The 25,457-nt window shown below is 62.7% G+C and carries 25 protein-coding genes; 12 read left to right on the top strand and 13 right to left on the bottom strand.

Annotation, left to right across the window (positions count from 1 at the left end; translation table 11 throughout):
- The first annotated feature begins 23 nt into the window (after positions 1–23).
- A complete protein-coding gene (locus QRN54_RS07995; protein WP_285181840.1) occupies positions 24–815 on the top strand; it encodes a DNA-formamidopyrimidine glycosylase family protein in 792 nt (263 codons plus the stop codon).
- Here the strand turns inward: QRN54_RS07995 and QRN54_RS07990 are convergent.
- Positions 802–1,371 carry a TetR/AcrR family transcriptional regulator gene (locus QRN54_RS07990; protein ID WP_054188185.1) on the bottom strand — a complete coding sequence of 190 codons (570 nt, stop codon included), beginning with the start codon at positions 1,369–1,371 and terminating at the stop codon, positions 802–804. The two genes, QRN54_RS07995 and QRN54_RS07990, sit on opposite strands and share 14 nt — an antisense overlap.
- 87 nt (positions 1,372–1,458) lie before the next feature.
- Between QRN54_RS07990 and QRN54_RS07985 the strand changes: the two genes are divergently transcribed.
- The 5 genes from QRN54_RS07985 (at position 1,459) to QRN54_RS07965 (ending at position 5,635) form a co-directional block, all read left to right on the top strand.
- On the top strand, positions 1,459–2,400 hold the full coding sequence (locus tag QRN54_RS07985; RefSeq protein WP_042449607.1) for an oxygenase MpaB family protein: 942 nt from the start codon (positions 1,459–1,461) through the stop codon (positions 2,398–2,400).
- A gap of 17 nt (positions 2,401–2,417) precedes the next feature.
- Positions 2,418–2,954: a hypothetical protein gene (locus QRN54_RS07980; protein ID WP_003940745.1), complete on the top strand. Its 537-nt coding sequence runs from the start codon at positions 2,418–2,420 to the stop codon at positions 2,952–2,954.
- A 323-nt stretch (positions 2,955–3,277) separates the two neighbouring features.
- The gene (locus QRN54_RS07975; RefSeq protein WP_042922136.1) at positions 3,278–3,751 is read left to right on the top strand and encodes a hypothetical protein; all 474 of its coding nucleotides are present in this window, start codon (positions 3,278–3,280) and stop codon (positions 3,749–3,751) included.
- Entirely contained in the window at positions 3,741–4,664 is a 924-nt protein-coding gene (locus QRN54_RS07970; RefSeq protein WP_285181837.1) for a serine hydrolase, read from the top strand. Before QRN54_RS07975 ends, QRN54_RS07970 begins: the two co-directional genes overlap by 11 nt.
- An 86-nt stretch (positions 4,665–4,750) precedes the next feature.
- Positions 4,751–5,635, top strand: a complete 885-nt coding sequence (locus QRN54_RS07965) for an aldo/keto reductase (RefSeq protein ID WP_054188184.1) — start codon at positions 4,751–4,753, stop codon at positions 5,633–5,635.
- 36 nt (positions 5,636–5,671) lie between these two features.
- Here QRN54_RS07965 and QRN54_RS07960 read toward each other — a convergent pair whose 3' ends face one another.
- A complete protein-coding gene (locus tag QRN54_RS07960; protein ID WP_054188164.1) occupies positions 5,672–6,415 on the bottom strand; it encodes a 3-hydroxybutyrate dehydrogenase in 744 nt (247 codons plus the stop codon).
- Positions 6,412–7,788, bottom strand: a complete 1,377-nt coding sequence (locus QRN54_RS07955; RefSeq protein WP_003940819.1) for an MFS transporter — start codon at positions 7,786–7,788, stop codon at positions 6,412–6,414. Before QRN54_RS07955 ends, QRN54_RS07960 begins: the two co-directional genes overlap by 4 nt.
- A gap of 153 nt (positions 7,789–7,941) precedes the next feature.
- Here QRN54_RS07955 and QRN54_RS07950 point away from each other — a divergent pair, with 153 nt between their 5' ends.
- The gene (locus QRN54_RS07950) at positions 7,942–8,889 is read left to right on the top strand and encodes a LysR family transcriptional regulator (protein ID WP_042922131.1); all 948 of its coding nucleotides are present in this window, start codon (positions 7,942–7,944) and stop codon (positions 8,887–8,889) included.
- On the opposite strand, the gene QRN54_RS07945 is transcribed toward QRN54_RS07950, so the two are convergent.
- From QRN54_RS07945 to QRN54_RS07935, 3 genes are all read right to left on the bottom strand, one after another.
- Positions 8,858–9,574 carry a GAF and ANTAR domain-containing protein gene (locus QRN54_RS07945; protein WP_003940742.1) on the bottom strand — a complete coding sequence of 239 codons (717 nt, stop codon included), beginning with the start codon at positions 9,572–9,574 and terminating at the stop codon, positions 8,858–8,860. The two genes, QRN54_RS07950 and QRN54_RS07945, sit on opposite strands and share 32 nt — an antisense overlap.
- 50 nt (positions 9,575–9,624) lie before the next feature.
- Positions 9,625–10,092, bottom strand: a complete 468-nt coding sequence (locus QRN54_RS07940) for a hypothetical protein (RefSeq protein WP_228232568.1) — start codon at positions 10,090–10,092, stop codon at positions 9,625–9,627.
- A gap of 174 nt (positions 10,093–10,266) precedes the next feature.
- A complete protein-coding gene (locus QRN54_RS07935; protein ID WP_285181835.1) occupies positions 10,267–12,009 on the bottom strand; it encodes a glycerol-3-phosphate dehydrogenase/oxidase in 1,743 nt (580 codons plus the stop codon).
- A gap of 108 nt (positions 12,010–12,117) precedes the next feature.
- Between QRN54_RS07935 and glpK the strand changes: the two genes are divergently transcribed.
- Both glpK and QRN54_RS07925 read left to right on the top strand, forming a co-directional pair.
- A complete protein-coding gene (glpK, locus tag QRN54_RS07930; protein ID WP_007727296.1) occupies positions 12,118–13,608 on the top strand; it encodes a glycerol kinase GlpK in 1,491 nt (496 codons plus the stop codon).
- Positions 13,609–13,779: 171 nt separating this feature from the next.
- The gene (locus QRN54_RS07925; RefSeq protein WP_042449618.1) at positions 13,780–15,195 is read left to right on the top strand and encodes an MFS transporter; all 1,416 of its coding nucleotides are present in this window, start codon (positions 13,780–13,782) and stop codon (positions 15,193–15,195) included.
- On the opposite strand, the gene QRN54_RS07920 is transcribed toward QRN54_RS07925, so the two are convergent.
- The gene (locus QRN54_RS07920) at positions 15,192–16,088 is read right to left on the bottom strand and encodes a LysR substrate-binding domain-containing protein (protein WP_030535055.1); all 897 of its coding nucleotides are present in this window, start codon (positions 16,086–16,088) and stop codon (positions 15,192–15,194) included. The two genes, QRN54_RS07925 and QRN54_RS07920, sit on opposite strands and share 4 nt — an antisense overlap.
- 83 nt (positions 16,089–16,171) lie before the next feature.
- On the opposite strand from QRN54_RS07920, the gene QRN54_RS07915 reads away from it, so the two are divergent.
- A complete protein-coding gene (locus QRN54_RS07915; RefSeq protein ID WP_007727305.1) occupies positions 16,172–17,086 on the top strand; it encodes a CoA transferase subunit A in 915 nt (304 codons plus the stop codon).
- On the top strand, positions 17,083–17,868 hold the full coding sequence (locus QRN54_RS07910) for a CoA-transferase subunit beta (RefSeq protein WP_063316654.1): 786 nt from the start codon (positions 17,083–17,085) through the stop codon (positions 17,866–17,868). Before QRN54_RS07915 ends, QRN54_RS07910 begins: the two co-directional genes overlap by 4 nt.
- Here QRN54_RS07910 and QRN54_RS07905 read toward each other — a convergent pair.
- Both QRN54_RS07905 and QRN54_RS07900 read right to left on the bottom strand, forming a co-directional pair.
- Positions 17,849–19,030, bottom strand: a complete 1,182-nt coding sequence (locus tag QRN54_RS07905) for an aminotransferase-like domain-containing protein (protein ID WP_285181834.1) — start codon at positions 19,028–19,030, stop codon at positions 17,849–17,851. The genes QRN54_RS07910 and QRN54_RS07905 overlap by 20 nt on opposite strands.
- Before the next feature lie 181 nt (positions 19,031–19,211).
- The gene (locus QRN54_RS07900) at positions 19,212–20,615 is read right to left on the bottom strand and encodes an NAD(P)H-quinone dehydrogenase (RefSeq protein WP_003940987.1); all 1,404 of its coding nucleotides are present in this window, start codon (positions 20,613–20,615) and stop codon (positions 19,212–19,214) included.
- Between the two features lie 154 nt (positions 20,616–20,769).
- Between QRN54_RS07900 and QRN54_RS07895 the strand changes: the two genes are divergently transcribed.
- Complete coding sequence (locus QRN54_RS07895; protein WP_003940753.1) at positions 20,770–21,240, top strand: gamma-glutamylcyclotransferase family protein; 471 nt, start codon at positions 20,770–20,772, stop codon at positions 21,238–21,240.
- Positions 21,241–21,253: 13 nt separating this feature from the next.
- Here QRN54_RS07895 and QRN54_RS07890 read toward each other — a convergent pair whose 3' ends face one another.
- The 4 genes from QRN54_RS07890 to QRN54_RS07875 are packed head-to-tail and all read right to left on the bottom strand — an operon-like array spanning position 21,254 to position 25,402.
- On the bottom strand, positions 21,254–22,330 hold the full coding sequence (locus QRN54_RS07890) for a hypothetical protein (RefSeq protein ID WP_285181833.1): 1,077 nt from the start codon (positions 22,328–22,330) through the stop codon (positions 21,254–21,256).
- Between the two features lie 55 nt (positions 22,331–22,385).
- Positions 22,386–23,534: a M20 family metallopeptidase gene (locus QRN54_RS07885; RefSeq protein WP_003940741.1), complete on the bottom strand. Its 1,149-nt coding sequence runs from the start codon at positions 23,532–23,534 to the stop codon at positions 22,386–22,388.
- Positions 23,531–24,691: a M20 family metallopeptidase gene (locus QRN54_RS07880; RefSeq protein WP_209920927.1), complete on the bottom strand. Its 1,161-nt coding sequence runs from the start codon at positions 24,689–24,691 to the stop codon at positions 23,531–23,533. The genes QRN54_RS07885 and QRN54_RS07880 overlap by 4 nt, the downstream gene beginning before the upstream one ends.
- 12 nt (positions 24,692–24,703) lie before the next feature.
- On the bottom strand, positions 24,704–25,402 hold the full coding sequence (locus tag QRN54_RS07875) for an enoyl-CoA hydratase-related protein (RefSeq protein ID WP_047271754.1): 699 nt from the start codon (positions 25,400–25,402) through the stop codon (positions 24,704–24,706).
- Positions 25,403–25,457 lie beyond the last annotated feature (55 nt).

The raw sequence follows: 25,457 nt of genomic DNA, 5'->3' as shown, positions 1-25,457 counted from the left end.
CCTGAAGTGTGGGTGCGGCGACCATGCCTGAGGGCGATACCGTGTGGCGGGCCGCCAATGAACTGCGCGCTGCCCTGGCCGAGAAGGTACTCACCACCTGCGACGTCCGCGTTCCTCGTCACGCCACGGTTGATCTCTCGGGCCACCGCGTGGATTCCGTCGCCAGCCGCGGAAAACATCTCCTGATCCGAGTGGGCGAAGCGTCCATTCACACGCATCTGAAGATGGAAGGTCAGTGGCAGATTTATCGCCCCGGCGAGCGCTGGCGCCGACCCGCCCATCAAGCGCGCATCATCTTGGCCACCGAAGACTCTGTAGCAGTTGGCTTTTCACTGGGAATCACCGAGATCCTCGAACTCGGGCAGGAACAGGAGGCCGTCGGACATCTCGGACCGGATCTGCTCGGGACCGATTGGGACAGTTCCGTGGCCGCCCGAAATCTACGGGCCGCCGACTCCGTACCGATCGGAATCGCGCTCCTGGATCAGCGGGTGATGGCCGGACTGGGCAACGTGTACCGAAACGAGATCTGCTTCCTACGAGGTATTCACCCGAAAACGCCGACACATCTCGCGGGGAATCTCGACGCGATAGTGGATCTGTCTTTTCGCACCATCAACGTCAACAAGTCACGTCGCATCCGGGTCACCACCGGCGACACCCGCCCCGGTAGGCAGACATGGGTGTACGGCAGACGCGGAAAACCATGCCGCCGTTGCGGAACTCGCATCAGAGAAGACACCCTCGGACCGGATCAGCTCACCGAGCGAAATATCTTCTTCTGCCCGGCCTGCCAGCCCTTCACGCCTGGTTAGCGTTGATCAGCAGCCTGACGCAGTGGCGGACAAATCGATCACGGTCCACGGCGATCGTGCCGTCCAGATAACCGATGAACAGTGTGAACAACGCCCCGACCAGTCCGACTGCCACCAGTTGCTTGTCCACGGGATCAGCGATCTCGGACAACTGGTCGTACACCAGGTCGACGAACGCCGGCATCGATTCGATACCGCGGCCGCTCAGGACGGGTTCCGACAGCGGGGCGATCAGGAGCACTCTCCCCATCGCCGGATCGTCGACCATGAGCTTGACGAAAGCGTCGACCGCAGCGGTGGCGACGGCCTCGGATGTCGTCTCCGACTCCACTGCCGACGCAAGCGCCGACTGCGCGCGCTCGGCGACAAACGTGTGGACCGCGACAACGTACTGATCGCGATCGGTGAAGCTTTCGTAGAAGTACCGCTCGGTCAGACCGGCAGCCTTGCAGACCGCACGCACGTTGACGGCCGGACCGTCGACCGCACCGAGCAGTGTCACTCCGACGTCGAACAACGTCGCCTTTCGAGTGGCCCTGCGTTCTTCGATGCTCACAACTTCCCCACTTCGCCGACACTTGATCTTCAATGCACCCGGCATTCGATCCTTGACTACCGCTGTTGTCGATCCTAATCTGACAACATGCGTAGTCAACTTGACGACAGCAGCACCCCGGTTCCCCTCGGTCCGGATTCCCTGACGTGGAAGTATTTCGGCGACTGGCGCGGGATGCTGCAAGGCGTCTGGGCCGGTTCGATGCAGAACATGCACCCCGGCCTCGGCGCCGGAGTCGAGGAGCATTCGCAATTCTTCGACGAGCGGTGGGAACGGCTGTACCGCTCGCTGTATCCCATTGCAGGCGTGGTCTTCGACGGCGATCGCGCGCAGCAGACAGCCGAAGAAGTCCGCGGCTATCACACACGAATCAAGGGCGTCGACAAGCTGGGACGCCGGTACCACGCACTTGATCCCGACACCTTCTACTGGGCGCACGCAACATTCTTCATGGGCACCATCGTCACTGCCGAGAACTTCTCCGGTGGCTTGACCGAGGCCCAGAAACGTCAGCTCTTCACCGAGCACATTCAGTGGTACCGCCTGTACGGGATGAGCATGCGCCCTGTTCCCGAGACCTGGGAAGCATTTCAGGAGTACTGGGACCACATGTGCCGCAACGTACTCGAAGACAACAAGGCGACCCGCGACGTCCTCGACCTGTCGGGACTCGGCAAGCCCCCGTACATGACGTGGCTACCCGATCCGTTGTGGCGGCTCGCCCGAATCCCCCTCGCCCGCGGATTCGTGTGGCTGACGGTCGGAATGTACGACCAACCGGTTCGAGACCTACTCGGCTACTCGTGGACCAGTCGCGATCAGAAAATTCACAACGCTGTCGGCCGCACCGTCAACGCCGTCTTCCGTCTGGTGCCGTGGCGATACCGGTATCAGCCACGTGCTCGCGCGGGATGGGATCGAGCTGACGGCCGAATCCCCGCCGATGCACCACTGGTCCACACACCGGCGCGCAACCTGCCCCCGCTCGAGCAGCGAGATAACCCGATGCACTACAGCCCCAGGGTCTGATCTGCCATGCTCTGAACATGGAGTGGGACCTGCGAACCCTGCTGAACCGTCCGATCACGTCTCACGGTGCGCCGCTGGGACAAGAACGTGTGGCGGCGAGGACCACCGCGTACATCTACGGCAACATTCTTGTCCTCGCCGCACTCATACCGGTGACGAAATCTCAGGAATCGCTCGGCGCCGCGATTGTGGTCGGCACGGCATTGTCGACATACATCGCCCACACATTTGCCGAGGGCGTCGGCGAGAGCATTCGCAACGATCGCCGACTGACGACCGCGGAGAGAATCGACTCTCTTCGCGATTCCGTCCCGATCCTCACCTCTGCGGTTGTTCCTGTCGTCATTCTCGCGACGGCGTGGTTCAACTTCCTGGAACCACGGACGGCGCAGTTGATCGCGGAAATCGTCTTGATCCTGCGGATCGGTTCCACCAGTTACGTGATCAGCCGACTGCACGGCGAGAAAGTCAGTACGAACACACATCTGGCAGCCTTCGGCCTCGCTGCCGTCGCCACCCTCATAGTCGGGTTGAAGATAGTGCTCACTCATTGACGAGCCACAAGTGCAAAAGAAGTCAGACCGGTCGTATATAACTAAGACGGGCAATTCGCAGAAACCTAACAATCGGTAATTTCGATGTGCGGTGATCGACGACTAACTCGGCCCACTTCTATCAAGTAGGCAGAGGAGCAGCCCGCAATGACAACACCACAGTCGCCGTATCCCTGGAACAACGACCCCAACCACACGACGCCTCTCCCTCCGCCCCTCCTCCGCCGCCGGGCATCACACCCGGTCAGGCTCCGTACTCGGGACATCAGCCTGCTTACACCCCGCCCCGGCCCCCATACGGTCAAGGCACTGGATATTCGCCGATGCCTCCCCGCCCGCCGAAATCGTATGCATGGCTGTGGGTCCTACTGGGAGTTGTCACAGTCGCACTCGTCGCCGTCGTGGTCTACGTATGGGTTCTCCCTCTCGTCTTGAACGACAATTCCGACGAGAACACCGCACGCACGGAAACCGTGGTGATCACCTCACCTGCGGCCGCGCCGCAGAACGGCGTCGTCACACCCGCGCCCAACGAGTCGGTCCCTGCCAGCGCAGCGCGTTGTGGATCGGTGTTCTCGAACAACGAATTCACGACGTCCGCCGTCGGCACCAGCGTGACGTCTTGTGAGTTCGCCGAAGAAGTGCGCTACCAGTACGTGAGCCAGGGTCGACGCGGCGGCCCTGGCTCCATCAGCGCGGTCAGTCCGGTCACGGGAACTCGGTACTCGATGAACTGCGCCGGCAACAAAGTCGTCACGTGTACCGGCGGAAACAACGCGGTGGTCTATGTCTATTGAGCAGTGCGTCGAGGCTCGTAGCGGGACGCGCCGACGACTCCTGGCGGTTGCACTCGCCACTGCTTCTGCAGCAGCCCTCGCGGGCTGCACGATTCCGACGCGAGACGAGTCGTCGGAGAAGGTCGAGACGATCACCGAGATCGTCGTCGTTCCACCGGAGCCGACAGAGACTCCTGCCGCCCCGGGCAACGGTGTCGGCCCGCTCGCCGGATTCGAGGCCCTGGGCAACACCCTCGGCGGCGCCGTGGGTGTCGCACTCGTGCCCGTCGGCGGAGGTCAGTCACTCGTTGCCGGCGAGTGGCAGAACGGAGTCGCCTGGTCCACCATCAAAGTCCCACTGTCCATCGCAGCCCTCCACGAAACCGACAACACAGAACTCACAACGGTCAAGCAGGCGATCACCACCTCCGACAACGAATCAGCCGAAGAACTGTGGCGAGGCCTCGGCGATCCGACCACTGCCGCAGCGAAGGTCGAGTCAGTCCTCGTGGCCTCCGGCGATATGTCCACCACCGTGGAATCACGCACGCTACGACCAGAATTCAGCTCGTTCGGTCAAACACAATGGCCACTTGCCGTCCAAGCGCAATTCGCCGCCACCCTGCCATGCCGGAGCGACGCCACCGAAGTCTTCGGGCTCATGGGCAGCATCAGCCCCGACCAACAGTGGGGCCTGGGAGTGATCAAAGCCGCTCGATTCAAAGGTGGGTGGGGGCCGGACGACGACGGCGGCTATCTGGTCCGCCAATTCGGGATCATCAGCAGCGGCACCGGACAACTCGCTGTCGCCATCGCAGCCAAGCCGGACTCGGGCACTTTCGCCGACGGTACTGCGATGCTCAGCGACATCGGCCGCTGGGTAGGCGAACGAGCGCTGGCTTTACCCATCGGCGGCACCTGCCAACCGAGCTGAAGTACTGCCGGTCGAGGGAGGTACTGCCGTTACCCGGCTGAGCAGTCACTCCCGCCGAACCCCCGGCCGCCGCTACCGTGGACGACATGAGCATCCCGAGTCTGAAACTGAACAACGGCGTCGACATCCCCGCGCTGGGTTTCGGCGTGTACCAGACGCCGCCGGACGAAACAGTCGCCGCCGTCGAGTCCGCGCTGTCGACGGGTTATCGCCATATCGACACTGCGGCGGCCTACGGCAACGAGAAGGGCGTCGGTGAGGCGATCCGGCGATCCGGACTCGATCGCGCGGACATCTTCGTCGAGTCGAAGGTCTGGATCACCGACTACGGATACGACGAGACTCTGCATGCCTTCGACAAGAGCGCAGGCAAACTCGGTGTCGAACAACTCGACCTCCTGATCCTCCACCAGGCGTTGCCGAGCGAGTTCGAGCGCACGATCGACGCGTACAGGGCGTTGGAAACGCTTCTGGCCGACGGCAAGGTCCGCGCCATCGGAGTCAGTAACTTCATGCCGGATCACCTCACCCGACTCCTGGACGCAACGTCCGTGGTGCCGGCGGTCAACCAGATCGAGGTTCATCCGTACTTCAGGCAGTCGACTTTGCTCGAGGCCGACGCCGATCACGGGATTCTGTCTCAGGCATGGTCACCGATCGGCGGAATCACGTTCTACCGCGACGGCTCCCACGGCTCGACCCTCGAGGACGCCACCATCGGCGCCATCGCGACCGCTCACGGCAAGTCGCCTGCACAGGTGATGCTGCGCTGGCACCTCCAGCAGGGCCGCCAGGTGATCCCCAAGTCGGTGACTCCCTCGCGGATCGCGGAGAACTTCGACGTGTTCGACTTCGAACTCACCGCCGAAGAACTCTCCGCAATCGACGCACTCGACACCGGAGTTCGCGGCGGTCCCGAACCCGAGGTCATCACCCGCGAGAGGTTCGGAATCGAGATTCCCGAAGCCTGAACCCGGCAGCTTGAACAACACAGCAGCCCCAGTGATCTAGCTGGCGCTCCACCCGCCGTCGATGGTGTACGAAGCCCCCGTCACCATCGACGCCTCGGTCGATGCCAGCCACCCCACCAGCGATGCCACTTCTGCGGGCTCGACCATCCGTTTGATCGCGCTCTCAGTGAGCATCACCTTCTCGACAACCTCGGATTCACTGATTCCGTGAACCTTTGCCTGGTCGGAGATCTGGGATCGCACGAGTGGTGTCAGGACGTAGCCCGGATTGACACAGTTACTGGTGACACCGTGTGGGGCACCCTCGAGCGCAACAACTTTCGACAGGCCTTCGAGTCCGTGCTTTGCCGTGACGTACGCACTCTTGAATGCCGAAGCGCGGAGCCCGTGGACCGAGGAAATGTTGACGATGCGCCCGAATCCTTTGCGGTACATGTACGGCAGGGCCGCTCTGACCAGGAGGAACGGCGCTTCGACCATGAGGCGTTGAATCTTCCGGAAGTCCTCGACGTCGAAATCCTCGATGGGACTGACCCGTTGAATGCCGGCGTTGTTGACAAGTACGTCCGTCTCGAGTGCCAGATCCACGAGTTGGTCGGTGTCGAGGAGATCGACGGCCCACGCAGTGCCGTCGATCTCGTCGGCCAGCGCCTTCGCAGCGACGTCGTCGAGATCAGCGACGGTGACGTGGGCGCCGCGGGCGGCAAGGAGTCGAGCACACGCCTCGCCGATACCGCTGGCACCACCGGTGACCAGTGCCGTTTTGCCGGAGAGCGTCATGCGGAAACACCGGCCCGCTCGTCGGCGAGCACTCGTGCGTCGGCAGCATCGACGGACTCGAGCGAGATTCCCTTGGTCTCCCGCGCGAAAACGACTGCGACGATAGTGACCAGGGATGCCAGCAGGAGATAGATCGCGATGGGGACCGAGGAGTCGAACTTGCTCAGCAGTCCGGTCGCGATGATCGGAGCAAGTGAACCTGCCACGATCGACGTGACCTGATATCCCAGGGAGACACCGGAATAGCGCATCCGGGTCGGGAACATCTCGGCCATGATCGCGGGTTGGCCGGCGTACATGAACGCGTGGAACACAAGCCCGATGATGATTGCCGACAAGATGACTGCATTGTGCCCGCTGTTCATCATCGGAAAGGCGAAAAATCCCCATGTTCCAGCGGTGACGGCGCCGATCATGTACACCGGGCGTCGACCGATCGTGTCGGACAGTTTGCCTACCAACGGAATCACTGCGAAGTGCACGGCATGTGCCATCAGCATCCACCAGAGGATGTGCGCCGTGTCCGCATGAACGACGACCTTGAGGTAGGTGATAGAGAAGGTCACCACGAGGTAGTACATGACGTTTTCGGCGAAACGCAGGCCCATCGCGGTCAACACTCCGCGCGGGTAACGCTTGACCACCTCGAAAACGCTGTACGAGGTTGCCTTGACCAGTTCTGCTTCCTTCTGCGCCGCAATGAAAATGGGAGCGTCGGTGACCTTGGTCCGAACGTAGTACCCGACCAGAACGATCACCGCGGAGAGCCAGAAGGCAACGCGCCAGCCCCAACTCATGAAGGATTCGTCCGAGAGCGTCGACGTCAGGATCAACAGCACGACAGTGGCCACCAGGTTGCCCATCGGCACGCCGGCCTGAGGCCAGGACGACCAGAACCCGCGAGATCGATTCGGGCTGTGCTCGGCGACAAGGAGTACCGCCCCACCCCATTCGCCGCCGACAGCAAATCCTTGGATGAAGCGCAGCGTGACCAGCAGTGCCGGCGCCCAGTAGCCGATCTGACCGTATGTCGGTAGACAGCCCATCAGGAAGGTCGCGGCACCGACCAGCAGCAAACTGAACTGCAACAACTGCTTCCGGCCGAACTTGTCTCCGAAATATCCGAAGACGATTCCGCCGAGTGGCCGGGCGGCGAATCCGACGGCGTAGGTGATGAAAGCCGCGATGATCGCATCCAGCTCGTTGCCGCCGCCAGGAAAGAAGACTTTGCTGAAGACCAGAGTGGCCGCCGTGCCGTACAGAAAGAACTCGTACCACTCGACCACGGTGCCCGCCATCGAGGCGCCGACCACCTTCTTCAGCCCCGATGGTGGGGCTTGGCTCTCGGGTTTCGGCATGTTGTCGACGCTCATCGTGGACTCCCTCGTCTTCAGTTCGCGATTCGCCTGCTCTTCACGATCAGGAATGTGACCGCTCGCACATTTTTTGTGACTCGATGAGTATCGGTGCAGATTCTTGGCACGACAATGACAAATCTCGCACCATACAGGTGCAAAAATGCAGATATGACACTCGGACTGAGCCCGGACGACCTACTGGTGCTTCTCGCGGTCGGCCGCACCGGCCGCTTCAACACCGCCGCCGACGACCTGGGCCTCAACCACACCACCATTTCGCGCCGCATCGCCTCGCTCGAGAAGAGCCTCGGCGGCCGTGTACTGGTCCGCTCGTCCGGCGGCTGGGAGTTGACCGACCTGGGCAGACAAGCCCTCAGCGCGGCCGAGCGCATCGAGGCCGCGGTGAACGAACTGGCACTCGACTCCACCGGTCAGCAGCAACTCGACGGCGTCGTGCGGGTCTCGGCCACCGACGGCTTCAGCGCATACATCGCGGCCCCCGCCGGCGCAGCGGTTCGCAGACGCCATCCTCGCGTGAGCGTGGAGATAGTCGTCGCGACCAGAAAGGCGTCGCAGATACGCTCGGGGCTCGACATCGAGGTTGTTGTCGGCAAACCTCAAGTTCACCGCGCCGAGGCCGTCCATCTGGCCGACTACGCGCTGGGTTTGTACGCCTCCCGAGAGTATCTACGTCAGAATGCAGTGCCCGAAAGTGCCGAAGAGCTGGCCGAACACTCGCTCGTGTATTTCATCGACTCGATGCTGCAGGTCGACGAACTCGATCTGGCCCGCAAGCTCACGGTTTCCATGCGCGAGGCCGTCACGTCCACCAACGTGTTCGTCCACATCGAGGCAACGCGCGCGGGTGCCGGCATCGGCCTGCTCCCCTGCTTCATGGCCGAGCAGCACGACGATCTGATTCGCGTGCTGCCGGCTCACATCGAAGTCAGACTTTCGTACTGGTTGGTGGCTCGTTCTGAATCCTTGCGCCGACCGGAAGTCGCAGCGGTGGTGACGGCACTTCGAGAGACGGTGGATCGCAAGCGATCTCAACTCCTCGGCTCTCCCGGGGCGAACGAAGCGCTCAGTCCAGAGTCGAACGATGCTGGACGATGACCTTGCGCGCCAACTCGGCGATCTTGACGTTCATGTTCTGCGAGGTTCGCACCAGAATGTCGAAGGCCTCGTCGTCGGACACCCGATGCAATGCCATCAGCAGACCGACGGCCTGACCGATTTCGCGACTGCTCGCCAGACCTCGCCGCAGCGAGTCGGCATCCTCTCCTCGGTTCAGCGCGGTGACGGCCACGGATGCAAACGATGCCAACATGATCGCGTGGTCGGCAACAGTTTCCGTGAATGCTCCCGGAGTGTCGGAGAAGAGGTTGAGGGCACCGAACTTCTGACGATCGACCATCAGTCGGAACCCCATCGAGCCACGAATGGGTGTCTCTGCCACTACTTTCCGAGCGAACTCGGGCCACTGATTCGGAGTGCGAAGATCTGACTCGAGCTGCGGCGCCTCCGTGTCGAGGGCGTCGATGCACGGCCCCTCACCAGTCGCACGTTCGAGATCGTCTGCATGCTCGGCGATCTCATCGCTTGCCGCTACCGTGACGTTGGTGTTTCCCCGTCGCAGCATCAGGCTTGCGTGATCGCAACCGGGAATCAACTCGACAGCCGCCGAACAGATCGCGGAGTACACCTCGGCGCTGTCTGCGGCGGAGTAGAGGATCTCCGCCAACGCCGCGAACACTGCCGTGGGTTCTGTCAGTGCTTGGTCGCGCTCAGCCATCTCCATACACCTCGGGGTCTACCGTTCATCGAATTCTTCACCGAACGGTACAAACCTTACTTACTCGAGCGGATGGGGTCGCCGCCGCTCGCCGATTCCCGCCCGTCCGTCCCCTGAAAAGCTTCCGTAGCCGCGCGGTGATGCAGAGCCGTGACGGTGGTGATCTGCTTGGACACCAGGTCGTTGAGCTCGCGGTACTGCTCCTCCGTCTCCCCGGCCGGAATGTCTCTCAGGACCTCCCACATCGCACTCTTGCCGCACAGAGCCGTCCGCATGATCTCGAGAGTTGCCAGCTTCACGAGACGGTTGCGCCAGATGGCGTCGACATGGACGAGGCGCCTGATCCGATTGACCGTCGCGTCGATCTTGGAGTACCGCGGCAGAGATATGCCCTGGGTGTCCTCGATCAGTTGCAGCAGCTGCTCGATCTCGTACTCGAGCTCACCCGGCAACGAGTCCAGCTCACCGTCGGCCCACGCGCCGTACGAGTCCGAGAGTGACCGCGAGAGTTGCAGCCCTACCATCGCTCCGCACAGGTGAGTGACCAGATAAGCAGTGGCTATGTGTTCCTCAGCAGATCTCGACCGACTACCGAACATTGGGATCCTCCTGGGCGACGCTCGACCGGTCTGTGCTGACACGGGTGGTGATTCGACATCCGCCTACCCGCGACAGACCGAGAACAAACGACGGGCGACTCAGACCCGATCCGGCACCACGACGACGGGTTCGAGGATCTCGGCCCGAGACTCCGGCGCTGCGGCGCGCAAGGCGTCGGCCGACTCGTCGTCCGGCTGGGTCTGCGACTCGATCTCCGCTTCGACGCGCGCTCGGTACGTGTCGACCTCGCGCTCGACGGTGGCGGCATCCCAACCGAGAATCGGGGCAACCAATCCGGCAACCTGTTGCGCACAGTTGACACCACGATGCGGGTACTCGATTGCGATGCGCATGCGACGAGCCAGGATGTCGTCGAGGTGCAATGCACCCTCGGCCGCGGCGGCGTACACAGCCTCGACCTGAAGGTAATCGGGGGCATCTGTGATGGGCTGCAACAACTCCAGCGTCTGTCGGCCGAGTTCGAGGACCTCCGTGATGAGTGAACCGTAGCGGTCGAGCAAGTGCTTGACGCGATACGGATGCAAGCCGTACTGCTCGCCCAGTTGCACAGTCTGATTGATCAACGCGAAGTATCCGTCGGCGCCGACGAGCGGCACCTTCTCCGTGATCGACGACGCCACTCGCGCCGGAATGTCTTCTGCTGCGACATCGACGGCGTCTTCCGCCATGACCCGATACGTCGTGTACTTTCCACCGGCGATGGCGACCAGGCCTGGAGCCACACGGGCAACGGCGTGCTCGCGCGAGAGCTTCGACGTCTCGTCGCTCTCACCGGCAAGCAGCGGACGCAGGCCAGCGTAGACACCGTCGATGTCGGCGTGCGTCAGCGGCGTGACCAGAACGGAGTTCACGTGGCCGAGGATGTAGTCGATATCTGCTTTGGTTGCCGCTGGGTGAGCGAGATCCAAGTTCCAGTCGGTGTCCGTGGTGCCGATGATCCAGTGACTGCCCCACGGAATGACGAACAGCACCGATTTCTCGGTACGCAGGATGATGGCGGCTTCACTGACGATGCGATCGCGCGGGACGACGATGTGTACGCCCTTCGACGCTCGCACCCGGAACCGTCCGCGCTGACGTGAGAGGGCCTGGATTTCGTCCGTCCAGACACCGGTTGCATTGATGACGACGTGACCCTTGACCTCCGCGGTACGGCCGTCTTCGCAGTCGCGAACACGAACTCCCGAGACCCGGTCCGCTTCACGCAGAAATCCCACGACCTGCGTCGACGTTCGGACAACCGCGCCGTAGTGGGCGGCGGTCCGTGCAACGGTCATGGTGTGCCGAGCGTCGTCGACGACGGTGTCGTAGTACTGGATGCCACCGGTCAGTGAACTGCGCTTGAGGCTCGGCGACATGCGCAGTGCGCCCGCCCGCGTCAAGTGCTTCTGGGAGGGGACCGATTTGGCGCCGCCCATCCGGTCGTAGAGGAAGATTCCCGCGGCCATGTACGGGCGTTCCCACACTCGGTGAGCCAAGGGGAACAGAAACTTCAGCGGCTTGACCAGGTGCGGAGCGAGCGTGGTCAGCGAGAGTTCGCGCTCACGCAACGCCTCACGAACGAGGCCGAATTCTAGTTGCTCGAGATAGCGGAGACCGCCGTGGAACATCTTCGACGAGCGACTGGACGTACCGGATGCGTAGTCACGGGCCTCGACCAACGCAACCTTCAGCCCGCGGGTGGCCGCATCGAGGGCCGCTCCGACACCGACGACACCACCGCCCACCACGACGACGTCGAATTGCTCGGTCTGAAGTTGTTCCCAAGCAGCTTCGCGCTGCTGCGGGCCGAGAAACTGCGCACCTTGCTGCTTACTCAACCCGGTCTCCTGTAAGTCGACGACGAATCCGTTTACAGGCTAGTAGCTTGATCCACATACTGCGACAGCGCACGGATTACTGCGAACACGCCCGAACCTAGGAGCACAGTGAATCAATACATCGCCGCCATCGACCAAGGCACGACGTCGAGCCGCTGCATGATCTTCGATCACGACGGCGCCGTGGTGAGCGTTGCGCAGAAAGAACACGAGCAGATTTTCCCGCGAGCAGGTTGGGTCGAGCACGATCCGGTGGCGCTGTGGATCAACACTCGGGAGGTGGTGGCCGGCGCTCTCGCGAAGGTCGATCTCACGCGGGCCGACATCGCTGCCGTCGGAATCACGAATCAGCGTGAGACGACCGTCGTTTGGGAACGTTCGACGGGTAAGCCGATCTACAACGCGATCGTGTGGCAGGACACGCGCACGGATCAACTGTGTGTCGAACTGGGCGGCGACGAGGGTCCGGACAAGTATCGAGACAAGACCGGACTACCACTCTCGACCTACTTCGCCGGGCCGAAGATCCGCTGGATTCTCGACAACGTCGACGGTGCGAAAGCAAAAGCGGAGGCCGGCGAATTGTGCTTCGGCACTGTCGACACGTGGATCGTGTGGAACCTGACCGAGGGCGTCCACGTGACAGATGTCACCAATGCGTCACGCACGATGCTGATGGATCTCGAGACCCTCCAGTGGGACGAATCGATCTGTGCGGACTTCGGAATCCCGATGTCGATGCTCCCGGAAATCCGTAGTTCCTCAGAGGTCTACGGCACAGGACGTCCACGCGGCAATCTCGCCGGTGTGCCGGTCGCCGGAATCCTCGGTGACCAGCAGGCAGCCACATTCGGCCAGGCCTGCCTCTCCGAGGGTGAAGCCAAGAACACCTACGGCACCGGCAATTTCATGCTTCTCAATACGGGCACGAAGCCGGTGCACAGCAAGCACGGACTACTGACGACCGTCTGCTACAAACTCGGCGAAGCCCCTGCCGTGTACGCACTCGAAGGTTCCGTCGCCGTGACGGGTTCCTTGGTCCAGTGGCTTCGAGACAATCTCGGAATCATTCAGAACGCCAAGGACATCGAGCCGCTCGCCGCAAGTGTCGATGACAACGGCGGCGCCTACTTCGTGCCCGCGTTCTCCGGGCTGTTCGCACCTCGGTGGCGACCGGATGCCCGGGGTGTCATCGTCGGCCTGACGCGCTTCGTCAACAAGGGACACCTGGCCCGCGCAGCGCTCGAGGCGACGGCATACCAGACCCGCGAGGTCATCGACGCCATGCGAGCGGATTCGGGAGTCGAACTGTCCGCACTGAAGGTCGACGGCGGCATGGTGGTCAACGAAACCCTGATGCAGTTCCAGTCGGACATCCTCGGAGTTCCCGTCATCCGTCCGGTGGTCAACGAAACGACAGCTCTCGGTGCTGCATACGCAGCGGGCCTCGCCATCGGTTATTGGGCCGATACCGAAGACATCCGCAACAACTGGGCCGTCGGCAAGACGTGGGAACCGGCGATGGACGAGTCCGAAAGGTCACGGCTGTACGCGGAGTGGAACAAGGCCGTCGAGCGGACGTACAACTGGTCCGAGTAATCACCCCGATCCTTCCATACCGGAAGAGCTGATCATGGTCGCCTATTGATACTCCTGAGGTATCAATAGGCGACCAAGTTGGTATTGGACGTGACCTACACCACTCTGCGAATCTCATTCAGGCACGCCACGTTTCGGCGCCGCGAATGTTGCAGAGAAAGGTCGCCACGCATGAGTTCACCCACTCGCAGTTCCGAGGAGATCAACGCCAAGGCGCGAAGAGCCGGTATCGCTTCGTTCATCGGAACCACTATCGAGTGGTACGACTTCTACATCTACGGCACTGCCGCTGCCCTGGTATTCGGCGACATCTTCTTCTCCGACACTCTCCCGAACGGAGTCGGAACTCTCCTCGCCTTCATCACACTCTGGGCAGGCTTCCTCGCCAGGCCGATCGGCGGGATCATCTTCGGACACCTCGGCGACCGGATCGGACGCAAGAACACTCTCGTCATCACCTTGATGATGATGGGTGTCGCCACGGTCGGCATCGGACTCCTCCCCACCTACGCACAGGTCGGGATCTGGGCGCCGATCGGTCTGGTCACCCTTCGCGTCATCCAAGGAGTCGCGGTCGGTGGCGAGTGGGGCGGCGCAGTGCTCATTGCCAGCGAAAATGCACCGAAGGGCAAGAGCATCCTCTACTCCGCGTTCGCCCAACAGGGCTCACCCGCCGGAAATCTGTTGGCCACCATCGCGTTCTTCCTTCTGTCCTCGATGCCGACGCCGTCGTTCCTCCTGTACGGATGGCGCATCCCGTTCATCATCTCGGCGGTGCTGGTCATTCTCGGGATGATCATTCGCCTCAAACTCGAAGAGTCGGACGAGATGAAGGCCGTTCTCGCACGCAAGAAGGTCGTCAAGCTTCCGCTCGCCGAAGTCTTGCGCAAGCATTGGGTACTGGTTCTCCTCGGCGCCGGCGCACTTCCCCTCGCCCAGGTCACCTATTTCAAGAACACCTTCGCATTGTCCTGGGCTACAAAAGAACTCGGATACGATCGAGGAACCTTCCTGGCCGCCATCGCGATCGCGCTCGTCGTGCAGTTCATCGTCCAACCTTTCGGTGCCGTCCTGGTCTCCAAGATCGACATGCGAAAAGCCATGTGCCTGATGGTGATACCGGAGTTCGTCCTCATGCCCGCCATGTTCTTCGCGATCCGAACCGGGAACTTCACCATCGCAGTCGTCGCGATGTGTCTGGCCACGATCCCGCACTCGATGTTCTACGGCGCCATCGCCGGCGTTCTCGCTCGGGCCTTCCCCGCCAACATCCGTTATACCGGTCTGTCGACGGCGTACCAATTGTGTTCCCTTGTCGTCGGCGGCGGAACTCCCGTACTGGCGCAGTGGATGCTCAACACGTCAGGCAATATCGTCGGGGTCGCGATCGTATCCGGGCTGTACGCCCTTGTCTCGCTGATCTGCACCCTGCTCCTGCTCCGACGTACCGGCTACAACGCGGGCGAACTCTCGACGGCCGAACAAGCGGACTACGACGAACTCGAACTCGAAAACACTCTTGTCGATATTGCGAACTCGCCGAAGTCCGAAGCGGGTGAGATTCCTACCGGTCGGGCAACCGTCTAGGCCAGGGACGGCAGCGCCTGCTCGGACAATTTCAACACTTCGAGAAGTGCAGGTCTGTCGTCTCCCTCTCGCCAGGCGATACGCAGTTGAAGAGGAGGAGGTGGGTCCATGACCGGAACAAAGACAACATCAGGATTCACGATGCTCTGGGCCACCGAGGAAATGGTCAACGAGCATCCGATTTCCGCGGACACCAGCGCGATCAACGACATCGAATCCGGTGCCGTCTGCACGATGCGAGCCAGGAACCCTGCGTTCTTCGAGGCAGTGAGCAGAGACTCCCGCAGAATCGAACCTGGCTCCGCCGGAAGCGTCACCCAATTCTCGGACTCCAATTCGATCAACCGAACCGAGTCCCTCGACGCCAACGGGTGGTCTTTGGACATGGCCACCAGAAAGTTCTCCTCGGCGATCAATCTCGACGTGATCCCGAGCGGCGGTACGGTCCACCGCACCATCCCGATGTCGAGTCGTCGATCGAGCAGCATCAACAACGCCTCGTTCGCGAAAGCAGAACTGTCGAGCACGAATTCGATACCGGGATTGGTCTTTCTCACCAATTTCGCCCACCGCCCGACGAGCAGATGCGAAGAAGTCCCCGCGAAACCCAGGCGAACGCGACCTGTCGTTCCCTTGCCTGCCGCAGACACCGCGATCTCGGCCATCCGGCACGCGTCCAGAATCTCGCGCGCCGGAAGCAGCAGCGCTTCACCGGCAGCAGTGAGCCGCACAGTTCGAGTGCTCCGATCGAACAACGGCGAACCGAGCTGTTTCTCGAATTGCCTGATCGTTCGACTCAGCGGCGGTTGCGCAATCCGAAGCCGCTGCGCCGCACGGCCGAAATGTAGCTCCTCAGCCACCGCGAGAAATGCGTTGATCTGATGAATTTCCACCCGACATTGTTGCGCCACACCGGCCGAACATGTCAAGTTCCGAAACCGACCGAGTGCGCGAAAGAACAAGAAGAGGTACACACGTGGACAAGACCCTCTCGATGAAAGAGGCCGTCGGCCGATACGTCGAAGACGGGATGACCGTTGCGCTGGAGGGATTTTCACATCTCATTCCTTTTGCCGCGGCACACGAGATCATCCGGCAGGGCAGAAAGGACCTCACGCTCTGCCGGATGACGCCGGACATCGTTTCCGATCAACTCGTCGCCGCCGGCTGCGTCCGAAAGCTGGTTGCCTCGTTCTTCGCCAGCGGCTCCGCAGGTTCTCTGTACGAGTTACGCAGACGCATCGAGAACCAGGACCCGCTCCCCCTCGAAGTCGAGGAATACAGTCATTACGGCATGGTGTGCCGGTATCAGGCGGGAGCGGCCAGGCTTCCCTTCTTCCCGCTGCGGTCGTACGCCGGTAGTGATCTACCCGCACTCAACCCACAACTGAGACTCGTCGAGGATCCGTACGGCGGCGGGAGCGTCTACGTTGTGCCGCCGTTGAATCCGGATGTGACGATCATCGGCGCACAGCGAGCGGACACGTCCGGGAACGCACAGATCTGGGGCATCGCCGGGGTGCAGCAAGAAGCCGTTTACGCCGCGAAGAAGGCGATCGTCGTTGTGGAAGAGCTGGTCGACGACGAGGTCATCAGGTCAGATCCGAGCCGAACTCTGATTCCCTCGCATGCAGTCGACGCGGTTGTCGTCTGCCCGCGCGGCGCGCACCCGTCGTACGCACAGGGATACTACGACCGCGATTGCGGCTTCTACCGACGCTGGACCGAGATTTCCAAAGACCCTTCGTTGCTGAGAAATTGGCTCGACGAATGGGTGTACACACTCGGCGATCACGACGAATATCTCGCCAAGCTCGGAGCTGACTACTGGTCGGATCTCGAGGTCGAATCAAAACTCTCCACACCTGTCGACTACGGGAGCAGACTGTGACCACCACGATTGTCAGCGGTAACACCACCTCCACCGAAACGATCGTCGCCGTCGCGGCACGCGAGTTGGCGGGTAAGCGCCGTGTTTTCGCCGGAGTCGGGCTCCCCACGCTCGCAGTCGATCTCGCGCGCCACACGTCGAATCCGGACGTAGAACTGATCTACGAATCCGGAGTGTGCGGCGCGCATCCGTCGGCGATGGCCGAAGGTATCGCCGACTCCGTCGTGGTCTCCGGTGCCGAATCCGTGCTCAGTATGGCCGCGCTCTTCGGTTATGTCCTGCAAGGTGGCAACGTCGACGTCGGATTTCTCGGGGCCGCTCAAATCGATCGAACGGGAAGCCTGAACACAAGTTTCATCGGTGACTGGAAGAACCCGACGGTCAGACTGCCCGGCGCAGGCGGGGCCGTCGAGATCATCGCGAACGCCGCCGAGATCTTCGTCGTGATGCGTCGCCACGACCTCAGTTCCTTTCCGGCCGAGCTCGACTTCTGCACCTCACCCAGCCCCGCCCGCGCCCACGCCAGCGGAAAGGGCATCATGCCGGCAGGTGCAGGGGTGACAAAGGTGTTCACCAACCTCGGTGTCCTGACACACCAGGGCCCCGGCGGCGAGTTGGAGCTGACCAGTGTCCACGAAGGCATCTCGGTCGATCAGGTGCGAGAGGCGACGGGATGGGATCTGGCCGTCGCCGACCACGTCACCGTCACCACCCCGCCGTCCGGTACGGAGATCGATCTGCTCCGCAACACTATCGACAAAGTCAGGCTGTACCTGCGGTGACACTGTCCCGGAGCCTGCCGACGGCGTCGACCAGCACCGCTTTGGGATACGTCGCGAAACACAGTCGAGCGCTTCGACCAAGGTCCGCTTCGACCGCGAAGGCCGAACCTGGGACAAATGCCACGCCATGCGCGAGCGCGGCACCCAGGAGTTCGGTGGTGTCGACGTCGTCGAGGAAATCCATCCAACAGAACATCCCGCCGCGGACCTCGGAAAAGCGTGCACGCCCACTCAATTCCGTCTCGGCGGCCGTGACCAACGTCTTCGCCCTCGCGCCGTACCCCGCTCGAAGCACGTCGAGATGCGCGTCGAACCATTCGACGTCGGAGAAGAGGTCTGCGGCGATCTGCTGGGTGAGCGAAGACCCGCACAGGTCAGCGCCTTGCTTGATCAGTTCGACCGCCTCGCAGACCTTTCGGTCGCCGTGCAGCCAGCCGACGCGCAGCGCCGGTGCCAACACTTTGGAAGCACTGGACAGCCGAATCACCCTGTCCGACAACGCCGCCAGCGGTGCGGGCGGTTTCTCGCCGAAGTACAGTTCGCCGTACGGGTCGTCCTCGAGCACCCAGAACCCGTATCGGTCCGCCAGTGCCGCCAAGTGCGCTCGCCGCTGCGCCGAAAGCACCGCGCCGCGCGGGTTGTGGAAATTGCTCACGGTGTGAACAACTTTGGGCCGAAGACCGGCGGCGAGTTTCGCCTCGAGCGCGTCGGTGTCCATTCCGTCCTCGTCGAGCTGGACGGGAACGAGACGGGCCTGCGCCGTTCGAAAGACCTGCAGCGCACCGGTATATGCCGGTTCCTCCACGACCACGACGTCACCGGCGTCGAGGAGGACCTGCGCGAGCAAGCTCAAACCTTGCTGAGAACCGTGGGTGATCACGACTTCGGACACGTCGAGTGTCCGCCCGATCTTGGATGATTCGCGCTCGGCGATCACCTCACGGAGGCGCCGCAGGCCTGACGTCTCGCCGTACTGGACGGACGAGGGGTCACCGAGTGCGTCGTGGGCTGCCTTCGAGATTCGCTCCCGCGGAATGAAATCGGGATCGGGCAGTCCGCCGGCCAAGCTGATGACGTCGGGCCGGGCAGTCAGGGTGAGCAGATCGCGAATTGCAGAACTACGGAGTCCGTCCATGCGAGCGGACAGCGCGGCGTGTGTCATATGAAGCTCCCAGGCACGCAGAATGAAGGTCAGAGGAAAAACACCCTGAGCCGTCCTGGGTCAACGGGGCGGGAGAGCGCCGAGATACCGACCCTTGATTCGGTCGGTACCTCGACTATCCCACCAATACTTCAGTATCTGAAACAGAGTTCCCACATTGTAAGAAGACTCTGGTCGGTTGTCAGTCCAGGTCGTCGTGACGCATGAGCTGACGAGCAGCCTCGGTGATCGATCCGGTCAGCGACGGGTACACCGAGAACGTCTGCGCCAGGTCGTTGACCGTCAGGTTGTTCTGTACGGCGATCGCGATCGGCAGGATCAGTTCCGAAGCAGTGGGTGCGACCACAACACCGCCGATGACCACGCCGGTAGCCGGGCGGCAGAAAATCTTCACGAATCCGCGACGCAAACCGGACATCTTGGCGCGCGGGTTGGTGTTGAGCGGCAACATGACGGTGCGCGCAGGCACCTCTCCGTTGTCGATCGCTGCCTGCGAAACACCCACCGTTGCAATTTCGGGGCGTGTGAAGACGGCCGACGCGACGGTCTTCAACTTGATCGGGCTGACGCCTTCACCCAGTGCGTGGTACATCGCGATACGTCCCTGCATCGCAGCCACCGACGCGAGCGGGAGCAGTCCGGTGCAGTCACCGGCAGCGTAGATACCGGAAACCGTGGTGCGCGAGACCCGGTCGACACGCAGGTATCCACCCTTGTCCAACTCGATGCCGACCCGCTCCAGGCCGAGACCGTTGGTGTTGGGGACGGAACCGACGGTCATCAGAGCGTGGCTTCCTTCGACCGTGCGGCCGTCGGAGAGCTTGACGACGATGCCCTTCTCGGTGCGCTCGACGGCGTCCGCGCGGGCGTGCTTGACGAGGGTGACACCGCGCTCGGCGAGGGCGTCCTCGAGCACGAGCGCCGCATCGGCATCCTCGCCGGGCAGAACACGGTCGCGACTGGACACGAGCGTGACCTTGACGCCCATCTCGGTGTACGCGGAGACGAACTCGGCACCGGTGACACCGGAACCGACCACGACCAGGTGCTCGGGAAGCTCGTCCAAGTCGTAGAGCTGGCGCCACGTCATGATTCGCTCACCGTCGGGCTCGGCTCCCGGGATGATGCGGGGGCTGGCGCCGGTGGCGATCAACACGACGTCTGCGTCGATGGTCTTCTGCTCGCCGCTTCCGAGCGTCGCGCGAACCTGGTGTGCTGCCATGCCGAGGAGTGGATCGGTCAGTTCGGCGGTGCCGGAGAGAACCTCGACGCCTACCGTCTGCAACCGTGCGCGAATGTCCGAGGACTGGGACAACGCGAGACTCTTGACTCGGGAGTGGATCTTCGGCAGTGACACCGAAGCCTGCTCCGGATCCAGAGTGATGCCGAGGTCGGATGCACGACGCATGTCGGTGCGGATTCCGGTGGACGCGATGAACGTCTTCGACGGGACACAGTCGAACAGCACACACGCACCGCCGACGCCGTCCGAATCGACCAGGGTGACCGTGGCCCCGTGCTGCGCGGCTACCAGTGCCGCCTCGTAGCCGGCGGGTCCGCCACCGATGATCACGATCCGGGTCATGTGTCCTCCAAGTCCTCGCGTGGCCGGCAGGGGTCTCCCGTCGACCAGTGTCACGCTATTCGAGCACCACGTGTCGCGCAGTGCTTGTACCAGATTACTTGCGTCCGGTGGTCCGCTTCGCCACACCCTCGGACCACGGTTTAGGCTTGCGCCCGTGTCGATTTATGCCGCCTACGGTTCCAACATGCATCCCGAGCAGATGTTGTTGCGCTGCCCACACTCCCCCATGTCCGGGACAGGGTGGCTGCGAGGCTGGCGCCTGACCTTCAGCGGCGAGGACCTCGGCTGGGAGGGTGCTCTCGCCACCGTGGTCGAAGATCCCGATTCCAGTGTTTTCGTGGTGCTCTACGACGTCCCGGAAGAGGACGAAGTGAGTCTGGACCGCTGGGAAGGTGCCGAACTGGGTCTGCACCGCAAGATCCGCGTGCGGGTCGACACCGCCGGCGACGCGGTACTTGCGTGGCTCTACGTCATGGATGCGTACGAAGGCGGACTGCCGTCGGCCCGCTACATCGGTGTGATGGCCGACGCCGCCGAGATTGCCGGAGCGCCGGCCGAGTACGTACGAGAGTTGCGGACGAGAAACAGCCGCAATGTCGGTCCGGGTAACGGTGTTACCGATTAGATAGCTGTCCTGCTCAAAGCAGCAGGAAATACGCGAGCACTGCCAGTGCTGCGAGCACCACCACAACCGTCACGCCGATGAGCACACGCTTGGAACCGCGCGACTCCGATTCGCCTGCGACAACTGCAGTTTCCGGCTCGGCGGTCGCCACCCCGGCAGCGGTTTCTGCCGCCACCTTCTCGCGTCCCAGGGTGCCGAACACCTCGGTCACGTCGTGTGAAGGCGGCAATCCGATCGGCACGATAGTGTGCGACGTCGAGGTGAATCCGGCAGCCAGAATTGCGGCTCCCAGCGCAGCCGACTGCTCAGGTCCGGGACCGAGTTCACATCTGACACCGAGCTTTTCGGCGATTCCGGCCGCTATGGACATCATGGCCGCTTTGTCTGTCGCCGGTTCTCCGTCACCGGTGACGACTACGGCGTCCAGGTTCTCCGGCATCCAACCGAACGCACCCAGTGCCGTCGCGAGGCGTGAACTCGGCGAACTCCCGTCGCCGGCAAAGCCGAATGCACGGCCGGCCGCGACACCAGAACGCACGAGGGTGACCGCTGCCCCGGTGTCGTCCACGTGATAGATGCCGATGAGCGTGCCGGCGAGTGCCGCGATTTCCGACTCGAACCACGCCGACACGGCCTCGGCATCCGAGACGAGTGTGACCCGTTCGAGGCCCGCGTAGACCAGCGAATCCTGCATGAGGGCCGCTGTCGACGAGTCCCAGCGTGACGGGTAGGTCGCGACGATGTCGGGCGCTCCCCCGCTTCGACCACCACGATCGGGCAGCGGCTCGCATTCCTGCAACAGACAGCGAATCGAGGTCGCCACCAAATCCTCGGCGCGGTAACGAGTATCGGCAGTTCCCGCGACGCCACTCGGGTCCCCGACGCGACCGACAAAGCCCGACCAGCTCTCGGCGAACTCACGGCCGGCACCCAGTTGCTCGGTGCCACCGAGCACCGTCGTTCCGTCCTTGCGTTGATTGAGGATCGTGTCCCGAACCAATACCACCGGATCGGCCGAACCCGGATCGTTCGACGCAACGACAGCCGTCGACACCAATGTGCCGATTCGCACTCCCACACCTATGGACATGCCCGTACCTTCACTCGAACGACACGAAAAACGGTACCCCCGACGGGAACCGGAACTATCCCAGAACCAGGCTCGTCAGAACCTTCACACCGACGCCGAGTGCTCGCTCGTCGAGATCGAAAGTGGGTTGGTGGATGTCGAGCTGATCGCCCTCACCCGACCACACGCCGAGCCGCGCCATGGCACCCGGCACGGTTTCGAGGTACCACGAAAAGTCTTCGCCACCACCGGATTGCGGGGTGTCCGCCAAAGCATCTTGTCCGACGGTCGCGATGGCGTCCTCGAACATCCGAGTGGACACCTCGTCGTTGACGACCGGAGGCACTCCGCGACGATAGTTGAGTTGGTAGCGAACTCCGGTGGGTGCGAGCAGTCCGTGGACGATTTCTTCCACGAGCGGTTCGAGCAACTCCCAGGTGTCGTGATCGCCGGTACGTACCGTGCCCGTCATCATGCCGGTCTGCGGAATCGCGTTGGGCGCCTGACCTGCACTGACCGCGCCCCACACCATGACGGTTCCGGTACGCGGATCGATACGACGGCTGAGCATTCCCGGCAGCCCGGTCACGACGGTGCCGAGCGCGTAGATCAGATCCGTGGTCAAATGCGGCCGCGACGTGTGCCCACCCGGAGAGTCGAGGACGACCTCGATCGTGTCGGCAGCAGAGGTGATCGCACCCAGGCGCATTCCCACCTGGCCTGCCTCGAGTCGCGGATCGCAGTGCAGAGCAAAGATTCTGGACACACCGTCGAGCGCGCCCGCGGCGATGACGTCGAGTGCTCCGCCAGGCATGACTTCCTCGGCGGGCTGGAATATCAGCCGAACCCCGACGGGAAGTTCGGGCAGCGTGGCCAGAGCCAGTCCGGCGCCGAGCAAGATGGTGGTGTGGGCGTCGTGGCCGCACGCATGGGACACACCGGGGACCGTGGACGAGTACGTCGCTCCGGTCGCCTCCTGCATCGGCAAAGCGTCCATGTCGGCGCGCAGTGCGATTCGTGGACCCTCCGGTCCGATATCGCACGTGAGACCGGTGCCACCGGGAAGGATCTTCGGCGACAATCCAGCGGCAGTGAGGCGGGTGGCGACGAATTCGGTGGTCGCGTATTCGCGGCGAGCCAACTCCGGGTTGGCATGGATGTGTCGACGCCACGCGACGAGGTCGTCGGTGTGCGCGTGAATCCACGTGTCGATTGCCGCGTTCACCGGCGATCTACCCCTTCCAACAGACGGGCGCGTTGTTCTGGATCGGACGCTACCCGGACAGCAGTGCGGGCCAACGCAATTGCACCGTCGACTACCGCTCGATCTGCGGAGGTGGTGATACACGCAGCCGCGAACTCCGGCTGATGTGTCACTGCCCCCGATGAATCCAAGCCTATGACCGGGTGAATTCCCGGAATCACATTGGTCACATTACCCATATCCGTACTACCCAGTGGACGGGAGCGCTCCCATTCCGCTGCCAGTGGCACCCGCCCGAGATCGACGATCTGTTCACGGTACGCCGCCGCCAGCCACGGATCGGGGGTCAGCTCGGTGTAAGTAGGCGATACCGTGCGGATTTCGTGGGTGCACCCGGTGCCGAGTGCACCCGAGGCGAAGCACGCGTCGGCACGCTCGGACAGATTGGCCAACGACGCGGCCGTTTCGGCACGCAGGTAGTAGAGCAATTCGGACCGAGCCGGAACGATGTTGGGAGCCGTGCCGCCGTCACTGACGATTCCGTGAATCTGCTGACCTGGCTGCAGGTGCTGACGCAACAGTCCGACCGCCACCTGAGCGAGCGTCGCTGCGTCGGCGGCGTTACGACCGAACTCCGGCGCAGCAGACGCATGCGCCTCGCGACCGTGATAACTCACGGCGATGTCCGCCAAGGCCAGCGAGGTCGCACCGATGATGTCGATCGGCCCTGGATGAACCATCATGGCCGCGCCGACGCCGTCGAAGGCACCACGCTCGAGCATCAGGACCTTGCCGCCACCGGTTTCCTCCGCCGGAGTACCGATCACTCGGACGGTGATCCCCAGTCCGTCGGCCACGGTAGCCAACGCGATGCCGGCCCCGACCGCGGCGGCGGCAATGATGTTGTGCCCACAGGCATGACCGATCTCGGGCAACGCGTCGTACTCGGCGCAGATCGCGATGACCAACTCTCCGCTGCCGTAGGTGGCATCGAAGGCCGTCGGCAGATCGACGATCCCGCGAGTGACCGCGAAACCGTGCTGCGCCAGCAGGTCCGACACTTTGGCAGCGCTGCGGAACTCCTCGAAGGCGAGTTCCGGGTCGCTGTGAATCGAATGCGACAGCGCAATCAGATCGGCCTCTACGGACCTGACTGCGCTGTCGACATTCTGGTTCACGCGATCATTGTCTCACCCGAAGGAGAAGTTGCTCTTGTCAGTCACCTGAGCGAGGTCTGCAAGAGCATCGCGGTGGATGCCTGCCTTGATTCCCGCCAAGTTCTTGCCGTGAGTCGACGTCAGTGCCGACGCCTTGGCCACAGCAGCGGCGAGCACTCCGTCTCCATCGACCGTTTCCTGCACGATGCCCGCAGCGAGTGCGTCGGCGCCGCCGAAGCGACGCCCCGTCGTCATGGCATCGACTGCCGTCTGCTTGGGCAGACGACTGTTCAGCAGTGCAGACATCCCGACAGTGAACGGCATGTTCAGTCCCACCTCGGGCAGGCAGTAGAAGCCGCGGTCCGCGCGCATGATCTGGAAATCGTGCGAGGACGCGAGCATGGCGCCGGCGCCGAACGCGTGCCCCTGCACGGCCGCGACCGTGGCCATCGGGAAGGTCAGCAAACGGCTGTAGATGGTGTGGACCTTGTCCAGGTAGCCGGGCAGACCGTCGAGATTGCCGAAGATCCACGTCGTGTCCAGGCCGTTCGTGTAGAACTTGCCCGTCGCCGTCGTCACCAGGGCTGCGGGCCCCTCGTGCGCTTCGATCTCGTCCAACTTGCTGTGAACAGCGTCGATCCACTCAGGGCCGAAGCGGTTCTCGTTGTCCGTTTCGCCCTCGTTGCCGAGGTACAGGATGAATACGTCGCCGTCGCGTTCGAGATAAGGCATGGATGGGAGAGTAACGCCCGCCAACTCACCCGGCGAACCGACCCGACTCCTCAGT

It is taken from the genome of Rhodococcus sp. MEB032, assembly GCF_030208925.1.
In the GTDB taxonomy this organism is placed as follows: Bacteria; Actinomycetota; Actinomycetes; order Mycobacteriales; family Mycobacteriaceae; genus Rhodococcus_F; species Rhodococcus_F qingshengii.
The sequence above is the reverse complement of the archived record's forward strand: the minus strand, read 5'-3'. Positions and strand labels throughout refer to the sequence as shown.

Coding starts and splice junctions, on each gene's coding strand:
- QRN54_RS07960 (WP_054188164.1), bottom strand. CDS start 6,415: ATGACGCTCTCCGGCAAAACGGCACTGGTCACCGGTGGTGCCAGCGGT.
- QRN54_RS07975 (WP_042922136.1), top strand. CDS start 3,278: ATGCCTCCCCGCCCGCCGAAATCGTATGCATGGCTGTGGGTCCTACTG.
- QRN54_RS07900 (WP_003940987.1), bottom strand. CDS start 20,615: ATGACCCGGATCGTGATCATCGGTGGCGGACCCGCCGGCTACGAGGCG.
- QRN54_RS07925 (WP_042449618.1), top strand. CDS start 13,780: ATGAGTTCACCCACTCGCAGTTCCGAGGAGATCAACGCCAAGGCGCGA.
- QRN54_RS07905 (WP_285181834.1), bottom strand. CDS start 19,030: ATGACACACGCCGCGCTGTCCGCTCGCATGGACGGACTCCGTAGTTCT.
- QRN54_RS07970 (WP_285181837.1), top strand. CDS start 3,741: ATGTCTATTGAGCAGTGCGTCGAGGCTCGTAGCGGGACGCGCCGACGA.
- QRN54_RS07875 (WP_047271754.1), bottom strand. CDS start 25,402: ATGCCTTATCTCGAACGCGACGGCGACGTATTCATCCTGTACCTCGGC.
- QRN54_RS07965 (WP_054188184.1), top strand. CDS start 4,751: ATGAGCATCCCGAGTCTGAAACTGAACAACGGCGTCGACATCCCCGCG.
- QRN54_RS07950 (WP_042922131.1), top strand. CDS start 7,942: ATGACACTCGGACTGAGCCCGGACGACCTACTGGTGCTTCTCGCGGTC.
- QRN54_RS07945 (WP_003940742.1), bottom strand. CDS start 9,574: ATGGAGATGGCTGAGCGCGACCAAGCACTGACAGAACCCACGGCAGTG.
- QRN54_RS07985 (WP_042449607.1), top strand. CDS start 1,459: ATGCGTAGTCAACTTGACGACAGCAGCACCCCGGTTCCCCTCGGTCCG.
- QRN54_RS07995 (WP_285181840.1), top strand. CDS start 24: ATGCCTGAGGGCGATACCGTGTGGCGGGCCGCCAATGAACTGCGCGCT.
- QRN54_RS07955 (WP_003940819.1), bottom strand. CDS start 7,788: ATGAGCGTCGACAACATGCCGAAACCCGAGAGCCAAGCCCCACCATCG.
- QRN54_RS07940 (WP_228232568.1), bottom strand. CDS start 10,092: ATGGTAGGGCTGCAACTCTCGCGGTCACTCTCGGACTCGTACGGCGCG.
- QRN54_RS07980 (WP_003940745.1), top strand. CDS start 2,418: ATGGAGTGGGACCTGCGAACCCTGCTGAACCGTCCGATCACGTCTCAC.
- QRN54_RS07890 (WP_285181833.1), bottom strand. CDS start 22,330: ATGTCCATAGGTGTGGGAGTGCGAATCGGCACATTGGTGTCGACGGCT.